Here is a 19,366-nt window from a genome sequence, read left to right as displayed (position 1 = left end):
CCGCGTAGCCCTACTGCGTGGCGAAGCCGCGATAGCCGCTGGCGGCGACCTCGTCGCATTTCTGGCGATAGGTGCCGACGCCGCCGCAATAGGACAGCACCCGGCGCGGCTTGCCCTCGACATTGGAGCCCAGGTACCAGGAGTTGGTCTTCGCGATCAGCGTTGCGTTGGCGGTCTCGTCGTGATGCGCCACCCACTGATCCTCGGTATCCCTGGTCGGCTCGATGACGTTCAGGTTCTTGCCGCGCAGATATCTGATGCAATCGGCAATCCACTCCACTTGCTGCTGGAGGCAGGTGGTCATGTTGCAAAGTGCGGCCGAGGGCGCGAGCGGCACCGCCGTCGTGAACAGGTTCGGATAGCCATGGACCTGCAGGCCCATCGTGGTGCGGATGTCCCTTCCCCAATCGTCCTTCAGCGATCGCCCGTCGCGGCCGCGGATGTCGATGCGCGTCAACGCTCCCGTTCCGGCGTCGAAGCCAGTCGCCAGGATGATGACGTCAAACTCGTGCACCGTACCGTCGGCGGTCTGGATGCCCTCAGGCGTGATACGGGCGATCGGATTGTTCTTGACGCTGACGATCTCGACATTGGACCGGTGGAAGGCCTCGAGGAAATTGCTCTCCAGCGGCACCCGGTGCGTGCCAAAGCCGTAATCGGCGGGAATCAGCTGTTCGCACAGCTTGGGGTCCTTGATCCGCTCGCGCATCTTCTCGCGCACGAATTCGGTGATCTCGGCGTTGACGGCTTCGTCGAAAAACAGTTCGGCGAAGGACGAGACCCACAGCTTCAGGGATCCGTCGTTCCAGCAGTCCTCGATCACCTGGCGGCGCTGCTGTGGCGTCAGGTCGGCCCAGGCGTGCTCGAAGTCGAATTCGAAGCCGGTGAACGTCTTCGGCAGACGCTCGGTGAGGAACTTGAACTTCGACTTGTAGGCCTCGGCATCCGACGCATCCCATTTCGGGTTCTTCATCGGGATGATGTATTGCGGGGTGCGGATGAACACCTTGAGATGGCCGACCTCGCCGGCGATCGACTGGATCACCTGGATTCCGGTCGCGCCGTTGCCGACCACGCCGACGCGTTTGCCGGCGAGCTCGATCGGCCCCTTGGGCCAGCGCGCGGTGTGGAACAGCTTGCCCTTGAACGTCTCCTGTCCCGGGAAGGACACGTGCGGGGCCGAGAGCATGCCGCAGCAGGTGACGAGGAACTGGGTATCGATCACGTCGCCCTGGTCGGTCGCGACCAGCCAGCGTTGCGTCGCCTCATTGAAATGCGCGCTCTTCACCGTGGTGCCGAACTGAATGTCCTTCCTGAGGTCGAGGCGGTCGGCGACGTAGTTCAGCCAGCGCTCGATTTCCGGCTGGCCCGGGAAGCGCTCGCTCCAGCTCCATCCTTTGTAGAGCTCCTCGGAGAACAGGTACTGATAGGTGTGGCCTTCGGAATCGAAGCGCGCCCCGGGATAGCGGTTCCAGTACCAGGTGCCGCCGACGCCAGACCCGGCGTCGATTGCCTTCACACTCAGTCCCTGCTCACGCAGGCGGAACAATTGATAGAGACCGGCGACGCCGGCGCCGACGACCACGGCGTCGAGCTTGGTCGTTGCATGCGCACCATTGCTTCCATTCGACCTTGTGACGGTCTCGGTCATGATTTCCTCCTGTGCCTGGCTTCTCGCACGCACCTTCCCACCCGCAGTGTCGCCGGATGATGGTGCGTTGCGTCAATTTGGGTCTCGACCGCTCGCGCTGTCGCCGAAACGCAGAGCAGGCTACGGGCCGTTCGGCCGCGCGGCTTGGACGAAACCGACAATCTCTGGAACGCCGCCGTTCAATTGCCCGACCGGCCATTGGTCTCCTTGGCAAATGGCGAAAGCGGCCTATTCTGCGGTCAGCCGTCCGGCCAAGAACAAGCGGTCAACCGCGCCACGAATCCCAGGGAGGAGGCTCGCGCGATGGGCCAGTTGATCACGGTCGAGGAGCTGCCGCGCTACGCTCCCGGCGAGCTGAAGCTGGATAGCGCCTCAGTCGGGAGGAACGATTTCCGGCTGCGCATCTTCCGCTATGCGCCGTCCGACATCTGGGTCCCGCCATCGGAGAACTTCCTCCTCGTGCTCTATCGCGACGGCACGACGTCGATGAACCGCCGTGTCACCGGCGCATGGAAGCAGGATCACGTCGGTCGCGGCGTCACGTCACTCCTGACCCGCGCAGAGCCATCAAGCTGGCACTGGAAGAACGACATCGAGGTCACACACTTCTATATCTCCCCCGCCCTCATGATGAAGACGGCGAGCGATGCCTTCGACCGCGACGCCGAGGCGATCGAGCTGCACGATCTGCTCAAGGCCGAAGATCCGATGCTGACCTGGATCAACGACCAGATGGTTCAGGAGGTTGCCTCGGGAGGTCCGGGCGGACGCCTCTGCTATGATGCGCTGGCGCTGCAGGCGAGCGTGCACATCCTGCGGAAATATGCGGCGATCGAGTTCAAGATGCCCTGCGCGCAAGGACGCTTCCGCCCGGCGCATGCCCGGCTGATCGAGGACTATATCGAGCAGAACATCTTCCGGAACATCACGCTGGAGGAATTGGCGAACATCTGCAATTGCACGCCGGTGCAGTTCGCCCGCAAATTCCGCGTGCATTACGGCATGCGGCCGCATGCCTATGTCCTGCGACGCAAGGTCGAGCATGCGTGCCAGCATCTGCGCAAGGACCGCGTCGCGCTGAAGGAGATCGCGTTGCTCGCCGGCTTCGCCGATCAAAGCCACCTCAATCGCGTGTTCCGGCAGCACATGAACGTCACGCCGGCGGAATACCGCCGGCAGGTCTGCGAGCACACCGTCCAGGCGTGAGACCGGGTCTGCGACGGACTCACACCGGCGGCGGATTGAGGCGCGCGAAGCCCTCCTGGATTCGGTAGGGGTAGTACGGATAGGCCGGCATCACCGCGCTCGCACGGTCGAGACGCGCGATCTGGTCCGGCGAGAGCGACCACCCGACCGCGCCGAGATTGTCGCGCAGTTGCACCTCAACACGTGCACCGATGATCACGGACGAAACGCTCGGCCGCGTCAGCAGCCAAGCAATCGCCACCTGCGGCACGCTGCGGCCGGTCTCTGTGGCTATCGCGTCCAGCGCGTCGACGATCGCGTAAAGCTTCTCGTCGTCGACCGCCGGCCCGAACTGCGCGGTCTCGTGCAGGCGGCTGGTCTTCGGCAATGGCTGCCCGCGCCTGATCTTGCCGGTGAGGCGGCCCCAGCCGAGCGGGCTCCAGACCAGCGCGCCGACGCCCTGGTCGAGCGCGAGCGGCATCAGCTCGGACTCATAGTCGCGGCCGACCAGCGAATAATAGACCTGATGCGCCACATAGCGCGGCCAGCCATGCCGCTCGGCGACACCGAGCGATTTCATCAGATGCCAGCCGGAGAAATTCGAGGCGCCGACATAGCGCAGCTTGCCGGCGCGCACGAGCGCGTCGAGCGTCGACAGCACTTCATCGACCGGCGTGAAGGTATCGAAAGCATGAAGCTGCAGCAGGTCGATATAGTCGGTGTTGAGCCGGCGCAGCGCGGCGTCGACCGCGGCGACGAGGCGATATCGCGACGTGCCGGCATCGTGCGGGCCGTCGCCCATCGGCAGGCCGGTCTTGGTCGAGATCAACACCTTGTCGCGGCGGCCCTTGATCGCGGCGCCGAGGATCTCCTCCGACGCGCCGTTCGAATAGACATCGGCGGTGTCGAACAAATTGACGCCGGCATCGAGGCAGATGTCGATCAACCGTCGCGCCTCGCTGGCGTCGCTGCGGCCCCAGGCCGAAAACAACGGCCCCTGGCCGCCGAACGTGCCGGTGCCGAAGCTGAGCACCGGGACTTTCAGGCCGGATGCACCGAGATTGCGGTATTCCATGGTCATACTCCCCTGATCCGATTCATTCCGCCGGGCACTGCGCGGCGAGCGCGATCGGCCGATCGAGGCGCAGGCTCCACAGCGCAAGCAACAGGCCGATTGCAGTGATAACGGCAGCCACCAGCGGCAGCGCGCCGAGGCCGAGGCCGCGATCGATGGTGACGCCGCCGGCCCAGGCGCCGAGCGCGTTGCCGAGATTGAAGGCCGCGATGTTCAAGCTGGAGGCCAGCGTCCGCCCTTCGACGCCCGCGGCTTCGAGCACGCGGAGCTGCAGCGGCGCGACGGTCGCGAACGCGGCGATGCCGAGAATGAACAGCAGCACGACCGCCAATGCCTTGATCGAGATGACCGCCGTCAGCGCGACGAGCACGGCGGCGAGGCCACCGAGCGATACGAGCAGCGCCCGCGCAAGTCCCTTGTCGGCAAGCCGTCCGCCCGCGACGTTGCCGATCGCAAGGCCGGCGCCGAACACCAGCAGGATCGGCGACACCGCGGCGTCGGAGAAGCCGGTGAGCCGCGTCAGGATCGGCTGCACATAGGTGAAGACCGCGAACAGCCCGCCGAAGCCGAACACCGTCATGGCGAGCCCAAGCAGGACCTGCGGGCGGCCGAGCACGGCGAGCTCCTCGCGCAGCGGCGCAGGCTTGTCGTTGGCTCCGACATGGCCGGGGACCAGCACCACCAGCACAATGAATGCGATCACGCCGATCGCCGCCACCGCCCAGAACGCCGCGCGCCAGCCGAGCATCAGGCCGAACCAGGCGCCGAAGGGAACGCCGAGCAGGGTCGCGACCGTGAGGCCGATGAACATCGTGGCGATTGCCGACGCGCGTTTGTCTTCCGGTACGAGGCTTGTCGCCACCACGGAGCCAACGCCGAAGAAGGTGCCGTGCGCCAGCGAGGTGAGAATACGCGCCGCCATCAAAAGCGCGTAGCTCGGTGCCAGCGCACACGCCGCATTGCCGAGCGTGAAGATCGCCATCAGCGCCAGCAAGACCGCCTTGCGCGGCATCCGCCGCGTTGCCAGCGTCAGGATCGGCGCGCCGACGAATACGCCGAGCGCATAGCCGGAGATCAGCAGGCCCGCCGCGGATACGGATACCTGCATGTCGGCGGCGACCTGCAGCAGCAGTCCCATGATGAGGAATTCGGTGGTGCCGATGCCAAAGGCACCGGCGGTCAAGGCAAGAACTGCAGCAGGCATGTGTCGCTCCGGACAAAAGGATTCCGCAAAGCGAGATAGCGGTCCGCGCGAGGAAGGATTAGAATGGCCGCAATCCAATCATTTGTGACTTGAATTCAAGATGGCCCGCACCGATACCAACCGCTCCGGCGAGATGGACGTATTCGTCCGCGTCGTCGATCTCGGCGGCTTCACGGCTGCAGCGAACAGCCTGCGCCAGACGCCGTCGGGCGTCAGCAAGCTGGTCTCGCGGCTCGAGACGCGGCTCGGCACGCGGCTGGTCAACCGCACCACGCGCAAGCTGCAGCTCACCGAGGAAGGCCAGGCGTTCTACCAGCGCGCCCAGCGGATCCTCGCCGACATCGACGAGGCCGAACGTGAGGCCGCCTCATGCGTGCCGCGCGGCCATCTCACCGTGAACAGCAACATTCCGTTCGGCATGCTGCATGTGATGCCGCTGCTGCCGCGCTTCATGCGCGAGCATCCCGACATCACGCTCGACATCGTGCTGACCGACACGCTGGTCGATCTGATGCAGGCACGCGCGGATATCGCGATCCGCGCCGGCCCGCTCGGCGCCTCGCGGCTGATCGCGCGCAAGCTCGGCACCAGCCGCATGGCGGTGGTCGCCGCGCCGTCCTATCTCGCCCGCTTCGGCACGCCGAAGACGCCGGCCGACCTCGCCGCCCATCGCGGCATCGGCTGGACCTTTCCGCGCAGCATCCGCGGCTGGCCGTTCCGCCGCGCCGAAAAGATCGAGGAGGCCCTGCCGCCACCGGTGGCGCGCGCCAGCGATGGCGAAACCGCACGCCAGCTCACCCTCGGCGGCATCGGGGTGGCACGGCTGGCGCTCTTCCACATCGGCCCCGATATCGAGGCCGGGCGTCTGGTGCCGGTGCTGCAAAATCTCAACCCCGGCGACCGCGAGGACATCCATGCGGTCTATGTCGGCCACGCCGGCCCGCTGCCGGCGCGGGTCCGCGCTTTCATCGATTTTCTTGCGCAACACATCCGCATCGGCGATCCCTCGCTGCGGCGCGGCGCTGATGGAAAATGGAAAGTGGTGGGCGACAAGTGAATGAACCCTCGGCCTTCAGCCTGCCACCGAATCGGTCAAGCAAGGCCGCGCCGCGCAATAGCGGCGTAGACCACCGCTGTTGCCACACTCCCAATTGTCATCACCCGCGAAAGCGGGTGATCCAGTACGCCGCGGCCTCTCGTTCAAGCACAACGGCCTCTGGAATACTGGATCGCCCGGTCGAGCCGGGCGATGACAGCGAGTTGTGCGGAGATGTGGCCGCCGCTGATCGACAGCGCGGCTTCTCGAAGCCGATCTAGGCCCGCTTCAGCAGGAAGAGCTGCGTGACATAGGGGAACACCACTTCGTCGGCATCGCCGAGACCGGCCTCACGCAGGATGCCGCCGGTCTTGTCGCGCAGGATCGCCTTCTCCGCATCGGGAAGATTGGCGACATAGCTCGTCGATGCGATGCGCTCGAAGACGTCCCGTCGCTTCATCCGGTGCGGATGGTCCTGCACGATTTCCCTCTCGAGCACAAAGCGCGGGTCCTTCAGGATCCAGCGCCAGCGTCCGGTCCGTTGCCGGGGCGTGTCGCCCGCATAACCCTCGATCATGACGGACAATGCGTCGACCCACGGCGTGCGGTCGTCCCGGTTGTTCCAGGCCAGCGCAAGCGTTCCGCCGGGATGCAGCAGTCGCGCGATCTCGGCAACCGACGCCTCGTTGTCGAACCAGTGAAACGCCTGGGCGCAGGTGACGAGGTCGACGCTGCCGGTTTCGAGATTGATCGCATCGGCGCGCGTGTTGATGACCTCCACCCCGGCCTCCTTGGCCAGCCTGGCCGACATCTCGGCAACGGGCTCGACCGCGACAAGGCGCGCAGTCGCGGGCAAATGTTGCAGCAGCAGGCGGGTGAACTTGCCGGTTCCGGCACCGAGGTCGACGACACAGCGCGCGGTCGCAAGCGGCAGCGCGGCGACGATCTCCGCAGGGTAGCTCGGTCGGCCCGCCTCATAGGCGGCGACCGCGACACGATAATTCTCGGCAGTGGGGTTCAGTGTCATTGTTGCTTCTCTGCCAACCGTCCGCGGTGCGATCCGCGGAACGGTATAGAGCAGCGCTCTGCACGGGACCGGAAGAGCGCGTCGATTCAAAATCCGCTGAAGAGCCCTCACCTTTGCGTCGGCGCCGCAGATCCCTGTTGAAGGTGCGCGCATTTTGAATGATTTGCTTCGGCGGATTTCGCATAGCAACCTTACGCGCTTGTGGTGCATCAACGGCGCAGTTCCAGGTTGCAACTTGCGGTTGGCTGAACGACAGTTCGCGATGGCGGACACGGTCTGTCGCGCTTGTGCGGGACAAGCCCGATCCCGCCCCGCACCGGAGCGACCATGCAGCGATCCAGGGCAGTCTTCATCACAGCTATCGTCTACGCCTTGATCGGCCTGGTCCTCGCCGGCGGCGGCATTTGGCTCGCCACATTGGGGGGATCCATCTTCTACACTGTCCTCGGCGTCGGCATTCTCGCCACGGCTATGCTGCTGCTGGCGCAGCGCCATCAGGCGCTCTGGCTGTTTGCGATCGTGCTGCTCGGCACGCTGGCGTGGGCCGTCCATGAGGTGCGGTTCGACTGGTGGCCGCTCGCGGCGCGTGGCGACATCGTCTTCCCGATGGCGCTCTGGCTGCTCACGCCGGTGATCGTTCGCGCCCTGACACGAAACGGGCCGGTGCCTTACATGCGCGCAACAGCGCCACTCTGGATCGGCGTCGTCGCCGCTGCGGCGGTGCTCAGCGCCGGGCTGCTGTCCAGCTATCACGACATCAACGGCACGATTGCCGAGTCCGGCTCCGCCGTGCCGCAAAGCGAATCCGACCCGCAGCCGGACGGCGACTGGCGCGCCTATGGACGCACGCAGTTCGGACAGCGCTATTCGCCGCTGAAGCAGATCACGCCCGACAATGTCGGCAACCTCAAGGTCGCCTGGACCTTCCGCACCGGCGACGTGAAGACACCAGAGGATTCCGGCGAGACGACCTTCGAAGTCACCCCGATCAAGGTGCGCGATACGCTCTACCTCTGCTCGCAGCACCAGGTGCTGTTCGCGCTCGACGCCAAGACCGGCACGGAACGCTGGCGCTACGACCCCAAGCTCGTGCACAACAAGACGTTCCAGCACATGACCTGCCGCGGGGTCTCTTATCATGAAACCGTGGCTGGCGCCGTCGACAGCAGCGGCAATCCGGCGCCGGCCGAATGTCCGCGGCGGATCTTCCTGCCCGTCAATGACGGCCGCATGATCGCGCTCGATGCCGACAGCGGCAAGCTCTGCGATGGTTTCGCCGATCACGGCAGCCTCGACCTGCAGCAGGGGATGGGCATCAAGACCGCGGGCTTCTTCGAGCCGACGTCGCCGCCGGTCGTCAGCGACAAGATCCTGGTCGTGGCCGCCGCGGTGATCGACAATTATGCGGTCGACGTGCCGTCCGGCGTGATCCGCGGCTTCGATGTCTACACCGGCAAGCTGGTCTGGGCCTGGGATTCCGGCGCGGCGGACGAGAACGCGCCGCCGTCGCCGACGCGGCATTACACCAACGGGTCACCGAATTCCTGGATCACGGCCTCGTTCGATCCGAAACTGAATCTGGTCTACATCCCGACCGGCAACAACGGACCCGACATCTGGGGCGGCAATCGCGATGCGCTGGTCGAGCGCTATTCCAGCGCCATCGTCGCGCTTGATGTCAACACCGGCAAGCGCGCCTGGTCGTACCAGACCGTGCATCATGATCTCTGGGACATGGACGTTCCCTCGCAACCTAGCCTGGTCGATGTGACGACGGCCAAGGGCGTCGTTCCAGCGCTGATCCAGCCGACCAAGGTGGGCAACATCTTCGTGCTCGACCGCAGGACCGGCGAGCTGATCGTGCCGGCGCCGGAACGCGCGGTGCCGCAAGGCGCAGCGCCTGGCGACCGCTCTGCACCGACCCAGCCGTTCTCCGAACTGACCTTCCGCCCGGAGGCGAAGCTGACCGGCGCCGACATGTGGGGCGGCACGATCTTCGACCAGCTGCTGTGCCGGATCATGTTCCACCGCTTGCGCTACGAAGGCACCTTCACGCCGCCGTCTTTGCAAGGCACGCTGGTCTTCCCGGGCAATCTCGGCATGTTCGAATGGGGCGGCATCGCGGTCGATCCTGTCAGGCAGATCGCCATCGCCAATCCGATGTCGCTGCCGTTCGCCTCAAGACTCATTCCGCGCGGTCCGCAGAATCCTCCGGCGCCGACCGCCGAGAAACCGGTCGGCAGCGAGGTCGGGGTGCAGCCGATGTATGGCACGCCGTTCGGCGTCGATATCTCGAGCTTCCTCTCGCCGCTCTCCGTGCCGTGCTACCGGCCGCCTTGGGGCTCGATGGCCGCGATCGATCTGAAGACGATGAAGATCGTCTGGCAGCATCCCAACGGCACGATCCGGGACACCACGCCGCTGCCGCTTCCATTCAGGATGGGTGTGCCGATGCTGGGCGGGCCGATCACCACTGCCGGCGGCGTTGCGTTCTACACCGGAACCTATGAGTACACGATCCGGGCCTACGATGTGCGCAACGGCAAGGTGCTCTGGGAGGATCGCCTGCCGGCCGGCGCCCAATCGACGCCGATGAGCTACGAGGCTGGCGGCAAGCAATACGTCGTCACCGCGGCCGGCGGCCACGGCTCTTTCGGCACCAAGCGCGGCGACTACGTCATCGCCTACGCATTGAAGGATTGAACTCCTCCGGGATGGGACAAGCGTCGCATCGGGAATGACGCAGGGGTGATGAGACGTTGGGCCTGAAATGAGTTCCGCGATACCCGGACGGGTTGGCAAATCCGGCCAAAGCCGCTAAAGGTCCGCCCCCTTTCACAGACAATCCGAGTATGACATGTCGAGCGCCCCGCCCGCCGTCTCGATTGGCGTCGATTTTGGCACCAGCAACACCGTGGTCGCACTGTCCGACGGCGACGGCCGCGTCGAGGCTGTTCGCTTCGACCATGGCGGCCGCGCGCATAGCGTCTATGTGTCCGCGCTGTGCTTCTGGGAGGAGCGGCCGGGTGCCGGCCTTCATCCGCGCGCCGAGGGCGGCCCATGGGCGATCGAGCAGTTCCTCGAGGGACGCACGATCCATCGCTTCATCCAGTCGTTCAAGACCTTCGCGGCAAGCTCGGCCTTCAACACCACCCAGATCTTCCGGCAACGCTACAAGTTCGAGGACCTGCTCGCGGCGTTCCTGCGCACGCTGACGCGCCATGCCGGCGACGGTTTCGATCTCGGCGCGCCGACCATCATGGTCGGCCGACCGGTGAAGTTTGCCGGCGGCAATCCCAATGACGAGCTCGCGATGCAGCGCTACCGGGCCGCATTCGAGCGGCTCGGCGCCGGCCATGCGCGCTACGTCTACGAACCGGTCGGCGCGGCGTTCTCCTTCGCACGCACACTCGACCATGACGCCACCGTGCTGGTCGCCGATTTCGGCGGCGGCACCAGCGACTTCTCCGTGATGCGGTTCTCGCGCAAGGGCGGCGTGCTGCGCGCCGAACCGCTGGGACATGCCGGCATCGGCATCGCCGGCGACACCTTCGACTACCGCATCGTCGACCACATCGTCTCGCCGCGGCTCGGTAAGGGCACCAACTACCGCTCGTTCGACAAGGTGCTGCCGATCCCCAATCACTATTATTCGAGCCTCGCCCGCTGGCATCAGCTCGCGATGATGCGGGGCAATGGCGATTTGCGCGAGTTGCAGCAGCTCGCGCGCACCGCGCTCGAACCGGCGCCGCTGCACGATTTCATCACCATCGTCGACCACGATCTCGGCTTCGCGCTTTATCGCGCCGTGTCCGACACCAAGGTCGCGCTGTCGAGCCGCGACCGCGTCGAGTTCCGCTTCGCCCGCGAAGGCATCGACATCGGCGCGACAGTGACGCGCGACGATTTCGAATCCTGGATCGCCGACGACATCGAACGGCTCGGCGCGACGGTCGACGAGGCGCTGGCGAAGTCCGGCATCACCGCGCGCGACGTCGAGAAGGTGTTTTTGACCGGCGGCACCTCGTTCGTGCCGGCCGTGCAGCGGCTGTTTGCAGAGCGCTTTGGCGAAGCACGGCTGACTTCGGCGGACCAGTTCGAATCGATCGCCTACGGCCTCGCTTTGATCGGCCACACGCCCGATCCCGACCGCTGGACCTTCGCCGAAGCCGCGTGACGGCTGGCTTCGCGCCTTGATCCTGCCTTCACAGGCGACTACATCAGTTCAATCATCAATCCCTGAGGATGCCGACGGCCATGGATTTCACCCTGACAGCAACGCCCATCAGCCTTGCCCTCGGGGATATCCATGCCTGCATCGATCACGCTCTCCCATCTGACCCTGTCCGCGCCTGACGGCCGGGTTCTGCTTTCCAATCTCGATCTGAATTTCGGACCTGAACGCACCGGCCTTGTCGGCAGGAACGGCGTCGGCAAGACGACGCTGCTCGGCCTGATCGCGAGGCTGCGCACGCCGCAATCCGGCACGGTCTCGGTTCAGGGACGCGTCGGGATGCTGCATCAGACGGTTCAGCTGAAGCCGGATGAATGCGTCGTCGATCTGTTCGGCGCGCGCCGCGCACTGGCCGCGCTGCGCCATGCCGAACAGGGCCTTGCGAGCACCGAAGAGATTGCCGACGTCGACTGGACGCTCGACACACGCATCACGGCCGCGCTCGAGCGCGTCGGACTGAGCGATGCGCTCGACGCGCCGTTGGCGACGCTATCCGGCGGCCAGGCCACCCGGGCGCGCCTCGCCGCGCTGACCTTCGCGCAGCCCGACTTTCTGCTGCTCGACGAGCCCACCAACAATCTCGACCGTGCGGGACGCAAGGCGGTGATCGACCTGCTCGCCGACTGGCGGCAAGGCGCCATCATCGTCAGCCACGACCGCGAATTGCTGGAGACCATGGATGCGATCGTCGAACTGACCTCGCTGGAAGCCAGGCGCTACGGCGGCAATTGGAGCCAGTATCGCGCACGCAAGGCCGTCGAGCTGTCGGCAGCACGGCACGATCTGGCGGATGCCGAAAAGCGCGTCGCCGAGATCGACCGCAACGCCAGAGAAGCCAACGAACGGAAGGCGCGCAAGGACGGTGCAGGTGCAAGGAAGCGCGCCAAGGGCGATCTGCCGCGGATCGCCGCCGGGCTGCGCAAGGACCGCAGCGAGGACACCGGCGGCGAGAACGCCCGCCTCGCCGAACGACGGCGAACGCAAGCGCTCGAACTTGCCACCGCGGCGCGGCAGCGCATCGAGGTGCTGCAACCATTCTCGGTGCAATTGCCGTCGACGCATCTGCCGGCGAGCAGGATGGTGCTGCGAATCGACGCGGCCGATGTCGGCTACGGCACGGACGTGCCGATCCTGCGCGATCTCACCTTCTCCATGTCAGGTCCGGAGCGCGTCGCGATCACTGGCCCCAACGGCGCCGGCAAGACGACGTTGCTCAAGCTCATCAGCGGCGACCTGATCGCGGCGCGCGGCACCGTCGAGGTGATGACCCGGTTCGCCGTGTTCGATCAGGCAGTCAGCCTGCTCGATGCGTCGGCCTCCATCCTGGAGAATTTCCGGCGCATCAATCCGGATACCGGCGAGAACGCCTGTCGCGCGGCGCTGGCGCGATTCATGTTCCGCGCCGATGCCGCGCTGCAGGCCGTCGCGAGCCTCAGCGGCGGCCAGTTGCTTCGCGCCGGTCTCGCCTGTGTGCTGGGCGGCGTGAGGCCTCCGCCTTTCCTGATCCTCGATGAGCCGACCAATCATCTCGACATCGAATCCATGGAAGCGGTCGAGGCCGGCTTGCGCGCCTATGACGGCGCGCTGCTGGTCGTCAGCCACGACGAGGCCTTCCTCGAGGCCATCGCGATCACGCGCAGACTGGACCTCGCTTCGTGGAGGTGACGCGGAGAGCGGAAGAAATGCCCTTACGCAATCAATGTTTCGAACGACGAAGATTGGTCCGGAATTGAACAGCCGAGCACGCGTCGCCTTGGGGTAGGGCGTAAGGCGCGGTGCTCGGCTGTCAGGCCGCGCGGCGGTGCGGCCATCCCGCCAGCCTCGCTTGTCCCCAAGCACGAGGCCGTCGGAGCTGAATCTGGTCTGTTGCTAAATCCGCGCCGTCGAATGGAGCGCGTTTCTCCAGAGGGCAAATGCGACGAAGCCAGCGAGCAACAAAAAGCCGCCACCGGCCGCGATCAGGAAATGCGCGAGCGTCATCTTGGAACATCCCAATTGAAAGGCTTCATGCGGAGCGATATGCGCCGCAACCTGGCAATCAAAAGCACTTCAAAATTGATTTGCCCCGCCGGCCGCCGCCGGACAGCCCGAAAGGTGGCTGGCACTGCGCTCTGCCCACCCTTCGATTTCAGAGAGGTCGTCCAGCCACTCGGCTGTTGCCGCTCATCGCGCGGTTCGTCACACCGCTCAATGGCCACGAGGATAATCGATAAAACTTTATCGACAATCGAAACGGAAAATTAAGGTTACCGAGGCGGCCCGAAGGCCGGCTCCCGGCAAAATATCGAAAACAACCCCATGCAAAGTAGCCGGCGGCCGCCGCTCCGGCCTGAGCGGCGGTCAATCGGAGCAACATCCTCCGGACGAAAGTTCGCAGGGCATGTCACGTTTCGACGCGCTGCCTTGTCTTGGCTTCTGCAATGGCAGCAGCAGAGGACACCATGCACACACTCGGAACCGGCGGCGGTCGTACCCTGATCGCAATCGTCTATCATAGCGCCTACGGCCATACCCGGCGTCAAGCGGAGGCCGTCAGGTCCGGCATCCAGGATGTCGATGGCGCGGAGGCGCTACTGGTGCCTGTCGAGAACGTGGAACAGAACTGGGATCGGCTGATGGGTGCGGAAGCGCTGATCTTCGGCACGCCCACCTACATGGGCGCCGCCTCCGCGGCCTTCAAAGCCTTTCAGGAAGCAACGTCACGGGCGGTGATGTCCAAGGGCTATCGCTGGAAAGACAAGCTCGCGGCAGGCTTCACCAATTCGGGGGCACATGCCGGCGACAAGCTGTCTACATTGGTCCAGCTTGCATTGTTCGCCGCCCAGCATGGCATGCATTGGGTCAATCTCGATCTGCCCCCGGGGAACAATTCCGCATCGGGATCGGAAGCCGATCCGAACAGGCTGGGGTTCTGGCTCGGAGCCGGGGCGCAGTCGAACACCGACGAGGGTGCGGACACCGCTCCGCCCGACTCCGATCTCGCGACCGCCCGTCACCTCGGACAGCGGGTGGCGAAGACGGCGCTGCAGTTTGCGCGTGGCCGTGACGCGACCTCAGCGGCCGTTCGGGCCGCGTCATGACCGACGCGCCTGAAGACGCGACGGCGGCCGAGATCTTCGCCGATCTGCGGCCACGCCTGATCCGGCTGGCCTATCGGATGCTGGGCTCGGTCGCCGACGCGGAGGACGTCGTTCACGACGCCTGGCTGCGCTGGCTCGCCGCCGATCGCGACCAGGTGCGCGACCCCAAGGCGCTCCTGCACACCATCGTCACACGCCTGGCCCTCAACGAACTGAAATCCGCGCGGCGTCGGCGCGTCACCTATGTCGGACCGTGGTTGCCCGAACCTTTCTTCGACCCCGAAGGCGAGGAGTCCGCCGACGATCTGACCCTGCCGCTGATGATCGCGCTGGAGCGATTGTCGCCATTGGAACGGGCGGCCTTTCTGCTGCACGACGTGTTCGGATTGGAATTCGATGCCGTATCGGAGACGATCGGGCGTGAGGCTGCGACCTGTCGCAAGCTTGCCAGCCGCGCCCGCGCGCATATCCACGCTGCGAGGCCGAGGTTCGTCGTCGACAATGAAGAAGGTCTGCGACTCGCAAATGCCTTCTTCACGGCCACGCGGACGGGCGACCTTGCCACGTTGCGCGCGATGCTGGCCGAAGATGTCGTGGTCTACGCGGATGGCGGCGGCCGGGTTCCTGCACCTATCCGACCTCTGGTCGGGCTTGAAGCCACCATAGAGCGCTTCGCCGCGCTCGCCCGTCTCTTCACCGTGCATCCCTCACGATTGATCCGCTACGCCATCATCAACGGATTGCCGGGCTTCATCTCCGTAGAGAACGGCAATGTTGTTCAAACGACAGCCTTGCATATCGAGAATGAACGGGTCGTTGCGATCTATGTGACGCGTAATCCGGACAAGCTGCAGAACGTGCCTGGTGTGACGGGATGGCGGAATTGACTATACTCCATACGTCCCCACTCGGCGCCGATAGCGGTAGACGAGATCGTGCACCTCCCCTTCATCGCCCCTCCTTTGCTCGGCCCTGCCAGATCGCGACCGCACCTGCGAGCAACACAGCGGCCGATATCACGAGCGAGGCATGCACGCCTGCCATGAACGCGTTGTTCCCTGCGACCAGCGAGCCGAACAGGGCAACGCCAAGCACGCTGCCGGCCTGCCGCGTCGCGTTCAATACGCCGGCGGCGATGCCGGATCGCGACTTCTCGACGCTGCCGAGCAGCGTCGAGGTCAAAGACGGCACGAGCAGGCCGAGCCCGCCGCCGAGGACGAGGAGCTGAGCGCCGATCGCCCCGTAGCTGGTGCCTGAGGCCATAGGCAGCAGTGCAACGCAGCCCGCGGCGGTGATCACACAAGCCAGCGCAATGGTTTGCGGCGCGCCGAGGCGCTCGCTGACCGACGCGGTGATCAGATTGGCGGGCAGCACCATGGCCATCATGGGCACGAAGGCCAGGCCCGTTGCGAACGGCGACCAGCCATTGACGTTCTGGAAGTAGAGACTGAGTACGAAGATCAGGCCGTAGAAGGCGATGTTGAAGAGAAGCCCGACCAGAGCGGTCAGCGCGAACATGTGATGGCGGAACAGCGACAGCGGCAGCATCGGTTGCGGCGCGCGCGCCTCGCGCCATACGAACAGGACTCCGATTACGGCCGCCCCCGCGAAGCCCATGACGACGAGCGGATGGCTCCAGCCCAGCGCGCCGCCCTCGATCAAGGCGCCGGCCAGCGTGCCGAGGGTTGCAATCGCCGCGATCTGTCCGGGCAGATCAATCTCGCGCTGCGCGAGCCGCGGCGTCTCCTCGGCGTAACGCCAAGCGAGCCAGAGGCCGGCGGCGCCAATCGGCAAGTTGACAAGAAAGATCGCACGCCAGCTGACCAGCGCGATCAGCGCGCCGCCAACTAGCGGCCCCGCAGTCAGTGCGACGCTCGCACCTGCGGCCCAGAAGCCGACCGCGCGGCCGCGCGCCTTCGGATCGGTATAGGCGTGATTGAGTAGCGTCAGCGAGTTCGGCACCAGGATTGCCGCCGCCAGGCCCTGCACGGAGCGAGCAACGATCAGGAACATCGCCGACGGAGCCAATGCGCAGGCGAGCGAAGCCAACGTGAAGATTGCAAAGCCCCCTATGAATATCCGCTTGGCGCCAACGCGATCACCGAGCGCACCGGCAGTCAAAATGAAGGCAGCGAATGCGATGGTATAGGCGGTCACCACCCATTGCAGCTCGGCCACGCTGCCGCCGAGCGAGGCGCTGATGCTGCTCAGCGCGGTATTAACGATGGTGATATCCAACTGCACGACGCCGAGGCCGAGGCTCGTGGCGGCAAGCGCCAGCGCCGCGGCGAGAGGCGAACGGGATGACGTGCTGTCAGGGCCGGCTTGTTCCGGCTGCCTTGTGTTGAGCGAAGTTGTTTGCATTGATCACACTCGGTTGCCTGTGAGATTTTGATGACTCAGACCAGCCCGCTTTGCGATTATCATTCGATGCCAATCGAACATTTGGAGCCGCGAGACTTTCGTCCCATCGCGGCGATGCCTTTCGCTGGGGCTTAGTGGCGTCCAGACAACCTATGTCCCGCGATTGAACCGGTCTTGCAGAAACACTACGATCTTGGCCGAAGTATTCGTGCTTGGCACTGTGTCCCCGTCGGCGTAGAACAAGACATGGATACGGGACCCAAGATCGCCCAGGTCGCGGCACTCATCGGCGATCCGGCGCGTGCCAACATGCTCAGTGCGCTGATGGATGGCCGAACGTTGACCGCCTCGGAGCTCGCCTATGTGTCCGGCGTGGCGCCGCAGACAGCGAGTGGCCATCTTGCGAAACTCAGCGACGCCGGATTGCTTGCGCTCGCAAAGCAAGGCCGACGACGATATTTTCGCTTGGCCTCTCCGCACGTCGCACGCGTGCTGGAAGGTCTCATGGTGGTGGCGCAGGACGGCCCCGCCCGGCAGCGCAATCTCTGGCGCGGCGGAGAGACGCTCCGACACGCGCGGACGTGCTATGACCACATGGCCGGCCGCATCGCCGTCGCGATCGCCGACCGGCTTGTCCAGCAGTCGTTTATTCTGCTCGACGAGGATGGCGGACAACTCACCCATGCCGGTCGGTCATTCTTCGATGAGTTAGGCGTCGATCTTCGCCTCGCCTCCAAGCGCCGGGTGTTCTGTCGCCCCTGTCTCGACTGGAGCGAGCGCCGGCCGCATCTGGCCGGGGCGCTCGGCGCTGCCATCCTTCATCACGCTCTCGAGCACGATTGGGTCGAGCATGTCAGGGATAGCCGTGCGCTCGTCGTGACGCCTGCTGGTGTTAGAGGACTTGCCACAACGTTCGGCATCGAGGGCGCCCCCTCGAGGGACGGCCGCGAAGGGCGGGTTACATTACTGTCCAGAGGCCGGGTAGCGGTTATCTCGGGTTGAGCCGGCTCCAGCGCGTCCAACACCCGGAACGGACCGCCCATGCCGGCGGACCGGGACGAAGCCAGGAATGCCCGGTAGGCCGGGAGTCATGGGCAACCTGTACACGAAGCGTCAGGCGAGCGGTCGAGATCGTTGGAATGTCAGGGGGCATTGGCCCTACGCTTCTCCGAAGCTTCGGGAGACACCCTTCGCCCTGGTCTGAAAGGGTGGCTTGCCACCCGAAGCCCGGCAGGGCGCAGGGTGGCGGAGAGGGAGGGATTCGAACCCCCGATAGGCTTGCACCTATGCCGCATTTCGAGTGCGGTGCATTCAACCACTCTGCCACCTCTCCAGTGGCCCGGGTGATTTGCGCCACCCGCGGTCGGGGCGTGTTCTAGGCGAGGATGGCGGGACAGACAAGGCGCTGCAATAATATTTCCATCACTGCCGCCTCGCCCCGTCAAAGCACGGGGGCGGCGGGAGAAAGCGCGCGGAAACAAAGCGCTAGCGGAACGGTTCTGGTTCGATCGGCGCACAAGCGAACCAGCCGCAGCAGGAGCGGGCCATGGAGCATGTGACGATTCGAGCCAATGGTGCGGCATTCCACGTCGCGCGGACCGGCACTGGGAGGCCGCTGCTGCTGTTGCACGGCTGGCCGGAGTTCTGGCTGACCTGGAAGCCGGTGATGGCGCGCCTCACAGGCCGCTACACCCTGATCGCCCCCGACCTGCGCGGCTTCGGCGACAGCGACAAGCCGCACGGCGCCTATGGCCCCGATCAGCATACCGACGACATGCTGGCGCTGCTGGACGCGCTCGGCGTCGACAAGGCCGGCGTGGTCGGCCACGACGTCGGTGGCGCCGTGATGCAGCCCCTCGCCCGCAAGGCGCCCGACCGCATCGCCGGATTGTTTTTCTTCGATTTCGTCTATCCCGGCATCGGGCCGAGGATGGCCGCGCCCGACCGGCTGAACCACATCTGGTACCAGTCGTTCCACCAGATGGAGATGGCGCCGGCGCTGGTCGGCGCCAACAGAGACAGCTGCCGCACCTATATCGGTCATTTCCTGCACAACTGGTCGCACCGCAAGACCGCGTTCGACGACGTCATCGGGGATTTCGCCGACAATTTCTTCAAGCCCGGCAACCTCGCCGGCGGCTTTGCGCATTATCGCGCGTCACATGCGGGGCGCGTGAAGATGATGCAGGGCGAAGCCTCGGCGCTGCCGCCGATCGCGGTGCCGACCTGCATCCGCTGGGCCGAGCACGACCCGCTGTTTCCCTATGCCTGGACCGACCGGCTGGGCGAGACCTTCTCCGATCTGGACCTCGAGATGTTTCCCGATGTCGGGCATTTCCCGCATCGCGAGGACCCCGACCGCGCGGCCGCCGAGATCGCCGGCTTCTTCGAGCGGATCAATTGGAAGTAGAAGTGGGTGGGACCGCCAGGACGCGACAAAAACTGGCGGTCCCGTGCCGCTTCTTAATATTGCTGGCCGGGAAGTGCGGCTTCGCCGGTCGGCGGGAGCG

14 protein-coding genes and 1 tRNA gene are annotated in these 19,366 nt (G+C 65.2%); 9 read left to right on the top strand and 6 right to left on the bottom strand.

Annotated elements, in window-relative coordinates:
• Positions 1 to 10 precede the first annotated feature (10 nt).
• Positions 11 to 1,651, bottom strand: coding sequence for a flavin-containing monooxygenase (locus tag AC1VNY_RS24585; RefSeq protein ID WP_482407103.1), 1,641 nt, complete (start codon positions 1,649 to 1,651; stop codon positions 11 to 13).
• Positions 1,652 to 1,954: 303 nt separating this feature from the next.
• On the opposite strand from AC1VNY_RS24585, the gene AC1VNY_RS24580 reads away from it, so the two are divergent.
• Positions 1,955 to 2,857, top strand: a complete 903-nt coding sequence (locus AC1VNY_RS24580; protein WP_038384568.1) for a helix-turn-helix transcriptional regulator — start codon at positions 1,955 to 1,957, stop codon at positions 2,855 to 2,857.
• 19 nt (positions 2,858 to 2,876) lie between these two features.
• Here AC1VNY_RS24580 and AC1VNY_RS24575 read toward each other — a convergent pair whose 3' ends face one another.
• Positions 2,877 to 3,911, bottom strand: a complete 1,035-nt coding sequence (locus AC1VNY_RS24575; RefSeq protein WP_482407102.1) for an aldo/keto reductase — start codon at positions 3,909 to 3,911, stop codon at positions 2,877 to 2,879.
• A 22-nt stretch (positions 3,912 to 3,933) separates the two neighbouring features.
• Positions 3,934 to 5,115 (bottom strand): MFS transporter, encoded by a 1,182-nt coding sequence (locus AC1VNY_RS24570; protein WP_482407101.1) that lies wholly within the window; start codon positions 5,113 to 5,115, stop codon positions 3,934 to 3,936.
• Positions 5,116 to 5,215: 100 nt separating this feature from the next.
• Here AC1VNY_RS24570 and AC1VNY_RS24565 point away from each other — a divergent pair, with 100 nt between their 5' ends.
• Positions 5,216 to 6,172 (top strand): LysR family transcriptional regulator, encoded by a 957-nt coding sequence (locus tag AC1VNY_RS24565; protein WP_482407100.1) that lies wholly within the window; start codon positions 5,216 to 5,218, stop codon positions 6,170 to 6,172.
• Between the two features lie 256 nt (positions 6,173 to 6,428).
• On the opposite strand, the gene AC1VNY_RS24560 is transcribed toward AC1VNY_RS24565, so the two are convergent.
• Positions 6,429 to 7,178, bottom strand: coding sequence for a class I SAM-dependent methyltransferase (locus AC1VNY_RS24560; protein ID WP_482407099.1), 750 nt, complete (start codon positions 7,176 to 7,178; stop codon positions 6,429 to 6,431).
• Positions 7,179 to 7,505: 327 nt separating this feature from the next.
• On the opposite strand from AC1VNY_RS24560, the gene AC1VNY_RS24555 reads away from it, so the two are divergent.
• The 5 genes from AC1VNY_RS24555 to AC1VNY_RS24535 all read left to right on the top strand — a co-directional run bounded on the left by AC1VNY_RS24555 (position 7,506) and on the right by AC1VNY_RS24535 (position 15,379).
• Positions 7,506 to 9,881: a glucose/quinate/shikimate family membrane-bound PQQ-dependent dehydrogenase gene (locus AC1VNY_RS24555; RefSeq protein ID WP_482407098.1), complete on the top strand. Its 2,376-nt coding sequence runs from the start codon at positions 7,506 to 7,508 to the stop codon at positions 9,879 to 9,881.
• A gap of 154 nt (positions 9,882 to 10,035) precedes the next feature.
• A complete protein-coding gene (locus tag AC1VNY_RS24550; RefSeq protein ID WP_482407097.1) occupies positions 10,036 to 11,355 on the top strand; it encodes an Hsp70 family protein in 1,320 nt (439 codons plus the stop codon).
• A gap of 132 nt (positions 11,356 to 11,487) precedes the next feature.
• Positions 11,488 to 13,077: an ABC-F family ATP-binding cassette domain-containing protein gene (locus AC1VNY_RS24545; protein ID WP_482407096.1), complete on the top strand. Its 1,590-nt coding sequence runs from the start codon at positions 11,488 to 11,490 to the stop codon at positions 13,075 to 13,077.
• 776 nt (positions 13,078 to 13,853) lie between these two features.
• Positions 13,854 to 14,492 (top strand): flavodoxin family protein, encoded by a 639-nt coding sequence (locus AC1VNY_RS24540; protein WP_482407095.1) that lies wholly within the window; start codon positions 13,854 to 13,856, stop codon positions 14,490 to 14,492.
• Positions 14,489 to 15,379: a sigma-70 family RNA polymerase sigma factor gene (locus tag AC1VNY_RS24535; RefSeq protein ID WP_482407094.1), complete on the top strand. Its 891-nt coding sequence runs from the start codon at positions 14,489 to 14,491 to the stop codon at positions 15,377 to 15,379. The genes AC1VNY_RS24540 and AC1VNY_RS24535 overlap by 4 nt, the downstream gene beginning before the upstream one ends.
• Positions 15,380 to 15,440: 61 nt before the next feature.
• Here AC1VNY_RS24535 and AC1VNY_RS24530 read toward each other — a convergent pair whose 3' ends face one another.
• Positions 15,441 to 16,856 (bottom strand): MFS transporter, encoded by a 1,416-nt coding sequence (locus AC1VNY_RS24530; RefSeq protein ID WP_482407093.1) that lies wholly within the window; start codon positions 16,854 to 16,856, stop codon positions 15,441 to 15,443.
• Positions 16,857 to 17,102: 246 nt separating this feature from the next.
• Between AC1VNY_RS24530 and AC1VNY_RS24525 the strand changes: the two genes are divergently transcribed.
• Positions 17,103 to 17,858: an ArsR/SmtB family transcription factor gene (locus AC1VNY_RS24525; protein WP_482407092.1), complete on the top strand. Its 756-nt coding sequence runs from the start codon at positions 17,103 to 17,105 to the stop codon at positions 17,856 to 17,858.
• 241 nt (positions 17,859 to 18,099) lie between these two features.
• On the opposite strand, the gene AC1VNY_RS24520 is transcribed toward AC1VNY_RS24525, so the two are convergent.
• Positions 18,100 to 18,189, bottom strand: a tRNA-Ser gene (locus AC1VNY_RS24520).
• 213 nt (positions 18,190 to 18,402) lie between these two features.
• Here AC1VNY_RS24520 and AC1VNY_RS24515 point away from each other — a divergent pair.
• Positions 18,403 to 19,266, top strand: a complete 864-nt coding sequence (locus AC1VNY_RS24515; RefSeq protein WP_482407091.1) for an alpha/beta fold hydrolase — start codon at positions 18,403 to 18,405, stop codon at positions 19,264 to 19,266.
• Positions 19,267 to 19,366 lie beyond the last annotated feature (100 nt).

It is taken from the genome of Bradyrhizobium ferriligni, assembly GCF_056837965.1.
Note: the sequence above shows the minus strand (reverse complement) of the source record. Positions and strands in the feature narration are given on the sequence as shown.

Coding starts and splice junctions, on each gene's coding strand:
- AC1VNY_RS24585 (WP_482407103.1), bottom strand. CDS start 1,651: ATGACCGAGACCGTCACAAGGTCGAATGGAAGCAATGGTGCGCATGCA.
- AC1VNY_RS24580 (WP_038384568.1), top strand. CDS start 1,955: ATGGGCCAGTTGATCACGGTCGAGGAGCTGCCGCGCTACGCTCCCGGC.
- AC1VNY_RS24575 (WP_482407102.1), bottom strand. CDS start 3,911: ATGGAATACCGCAATCTCGGTGCATCCGGCCTGAAAGTCCCGGTGCTC.
- AC1VNY_RS24570 (WP_482407101.1), bottom strand. CDS start 5,115: ATGCCTGCTGCAGTTCTTGCCTTGACCGCCGGTGCCTTTGGCATCGGC.
- AC1VNY_RS24565 (WP_482407100.1), top strand. CDS start 5,216: ATGGCCCGCACCGATACCAACCGCTCCGGCGAGATGGACGTATTCGTC.
- AC1VNY_RS24560 (WP_482407099.1), bottom strand. CDS start 7,178: ATGACACTGAACCCCACTGCCGAGAATTATCGTGTCGCGGTCGCCGCC.
- AC1VNY_RS24555 (WP_482407098.1), top strand. CDS start 7,506: ATGCAGCGATCCAGGGCAGTCTTCATCACAGCTATCGTCTACGCCTTG.
- AC1VNY_RS24550 (WP_482407097.1), top strand. CDS start 10,036: ATGTCGAGCGCCCCGCCCGCCGTCTCGATTGGCGTCGATTTTGGCACC.
- AC1VNY_RS24545 (WP_482407096.1), top strand. CDS start 11,488: ATGCCTGCATCGATCACGCTCTCCCATCTGACCCTGTCCGCGCCTGAC.
- AC1VNY_RS24540 (WP_482407095.1), top strand. CDS start 13,854: ATGCACACACTCGGAACCGGCGGCGGTCGTACCCTGATCGCAATCGTC.
- AC1VNY_RS24535 (WP_482407094.1), top strand. CDS start 14,489: ATGACCGACGCGCCTGAAGACGCGACGGCGGCCGAGATCTTCGCCGAT.
- AC1VNY_RS24530 (WP_482407093.1), bottom strand. CDS start 16,856: ATGCAAACAACTTCGCTCAACACAAGGCAGCCGGAACAAGCCGGCCCT.
- AC1VNY_RS24525 (WP_482407092.1), top strand. CDS start 17,103: ATGGATACGGGACCCAAGATCGCCCAGGTCGCGGCACTCATCGGCGAT.
- AC1VNY_RS24515 (WP_482407091.1), top strand. CDS start 18,403: ATGGAGCATGTGACGATTCGAGCCAATGGTGCGGCATTCCACGTCGCG.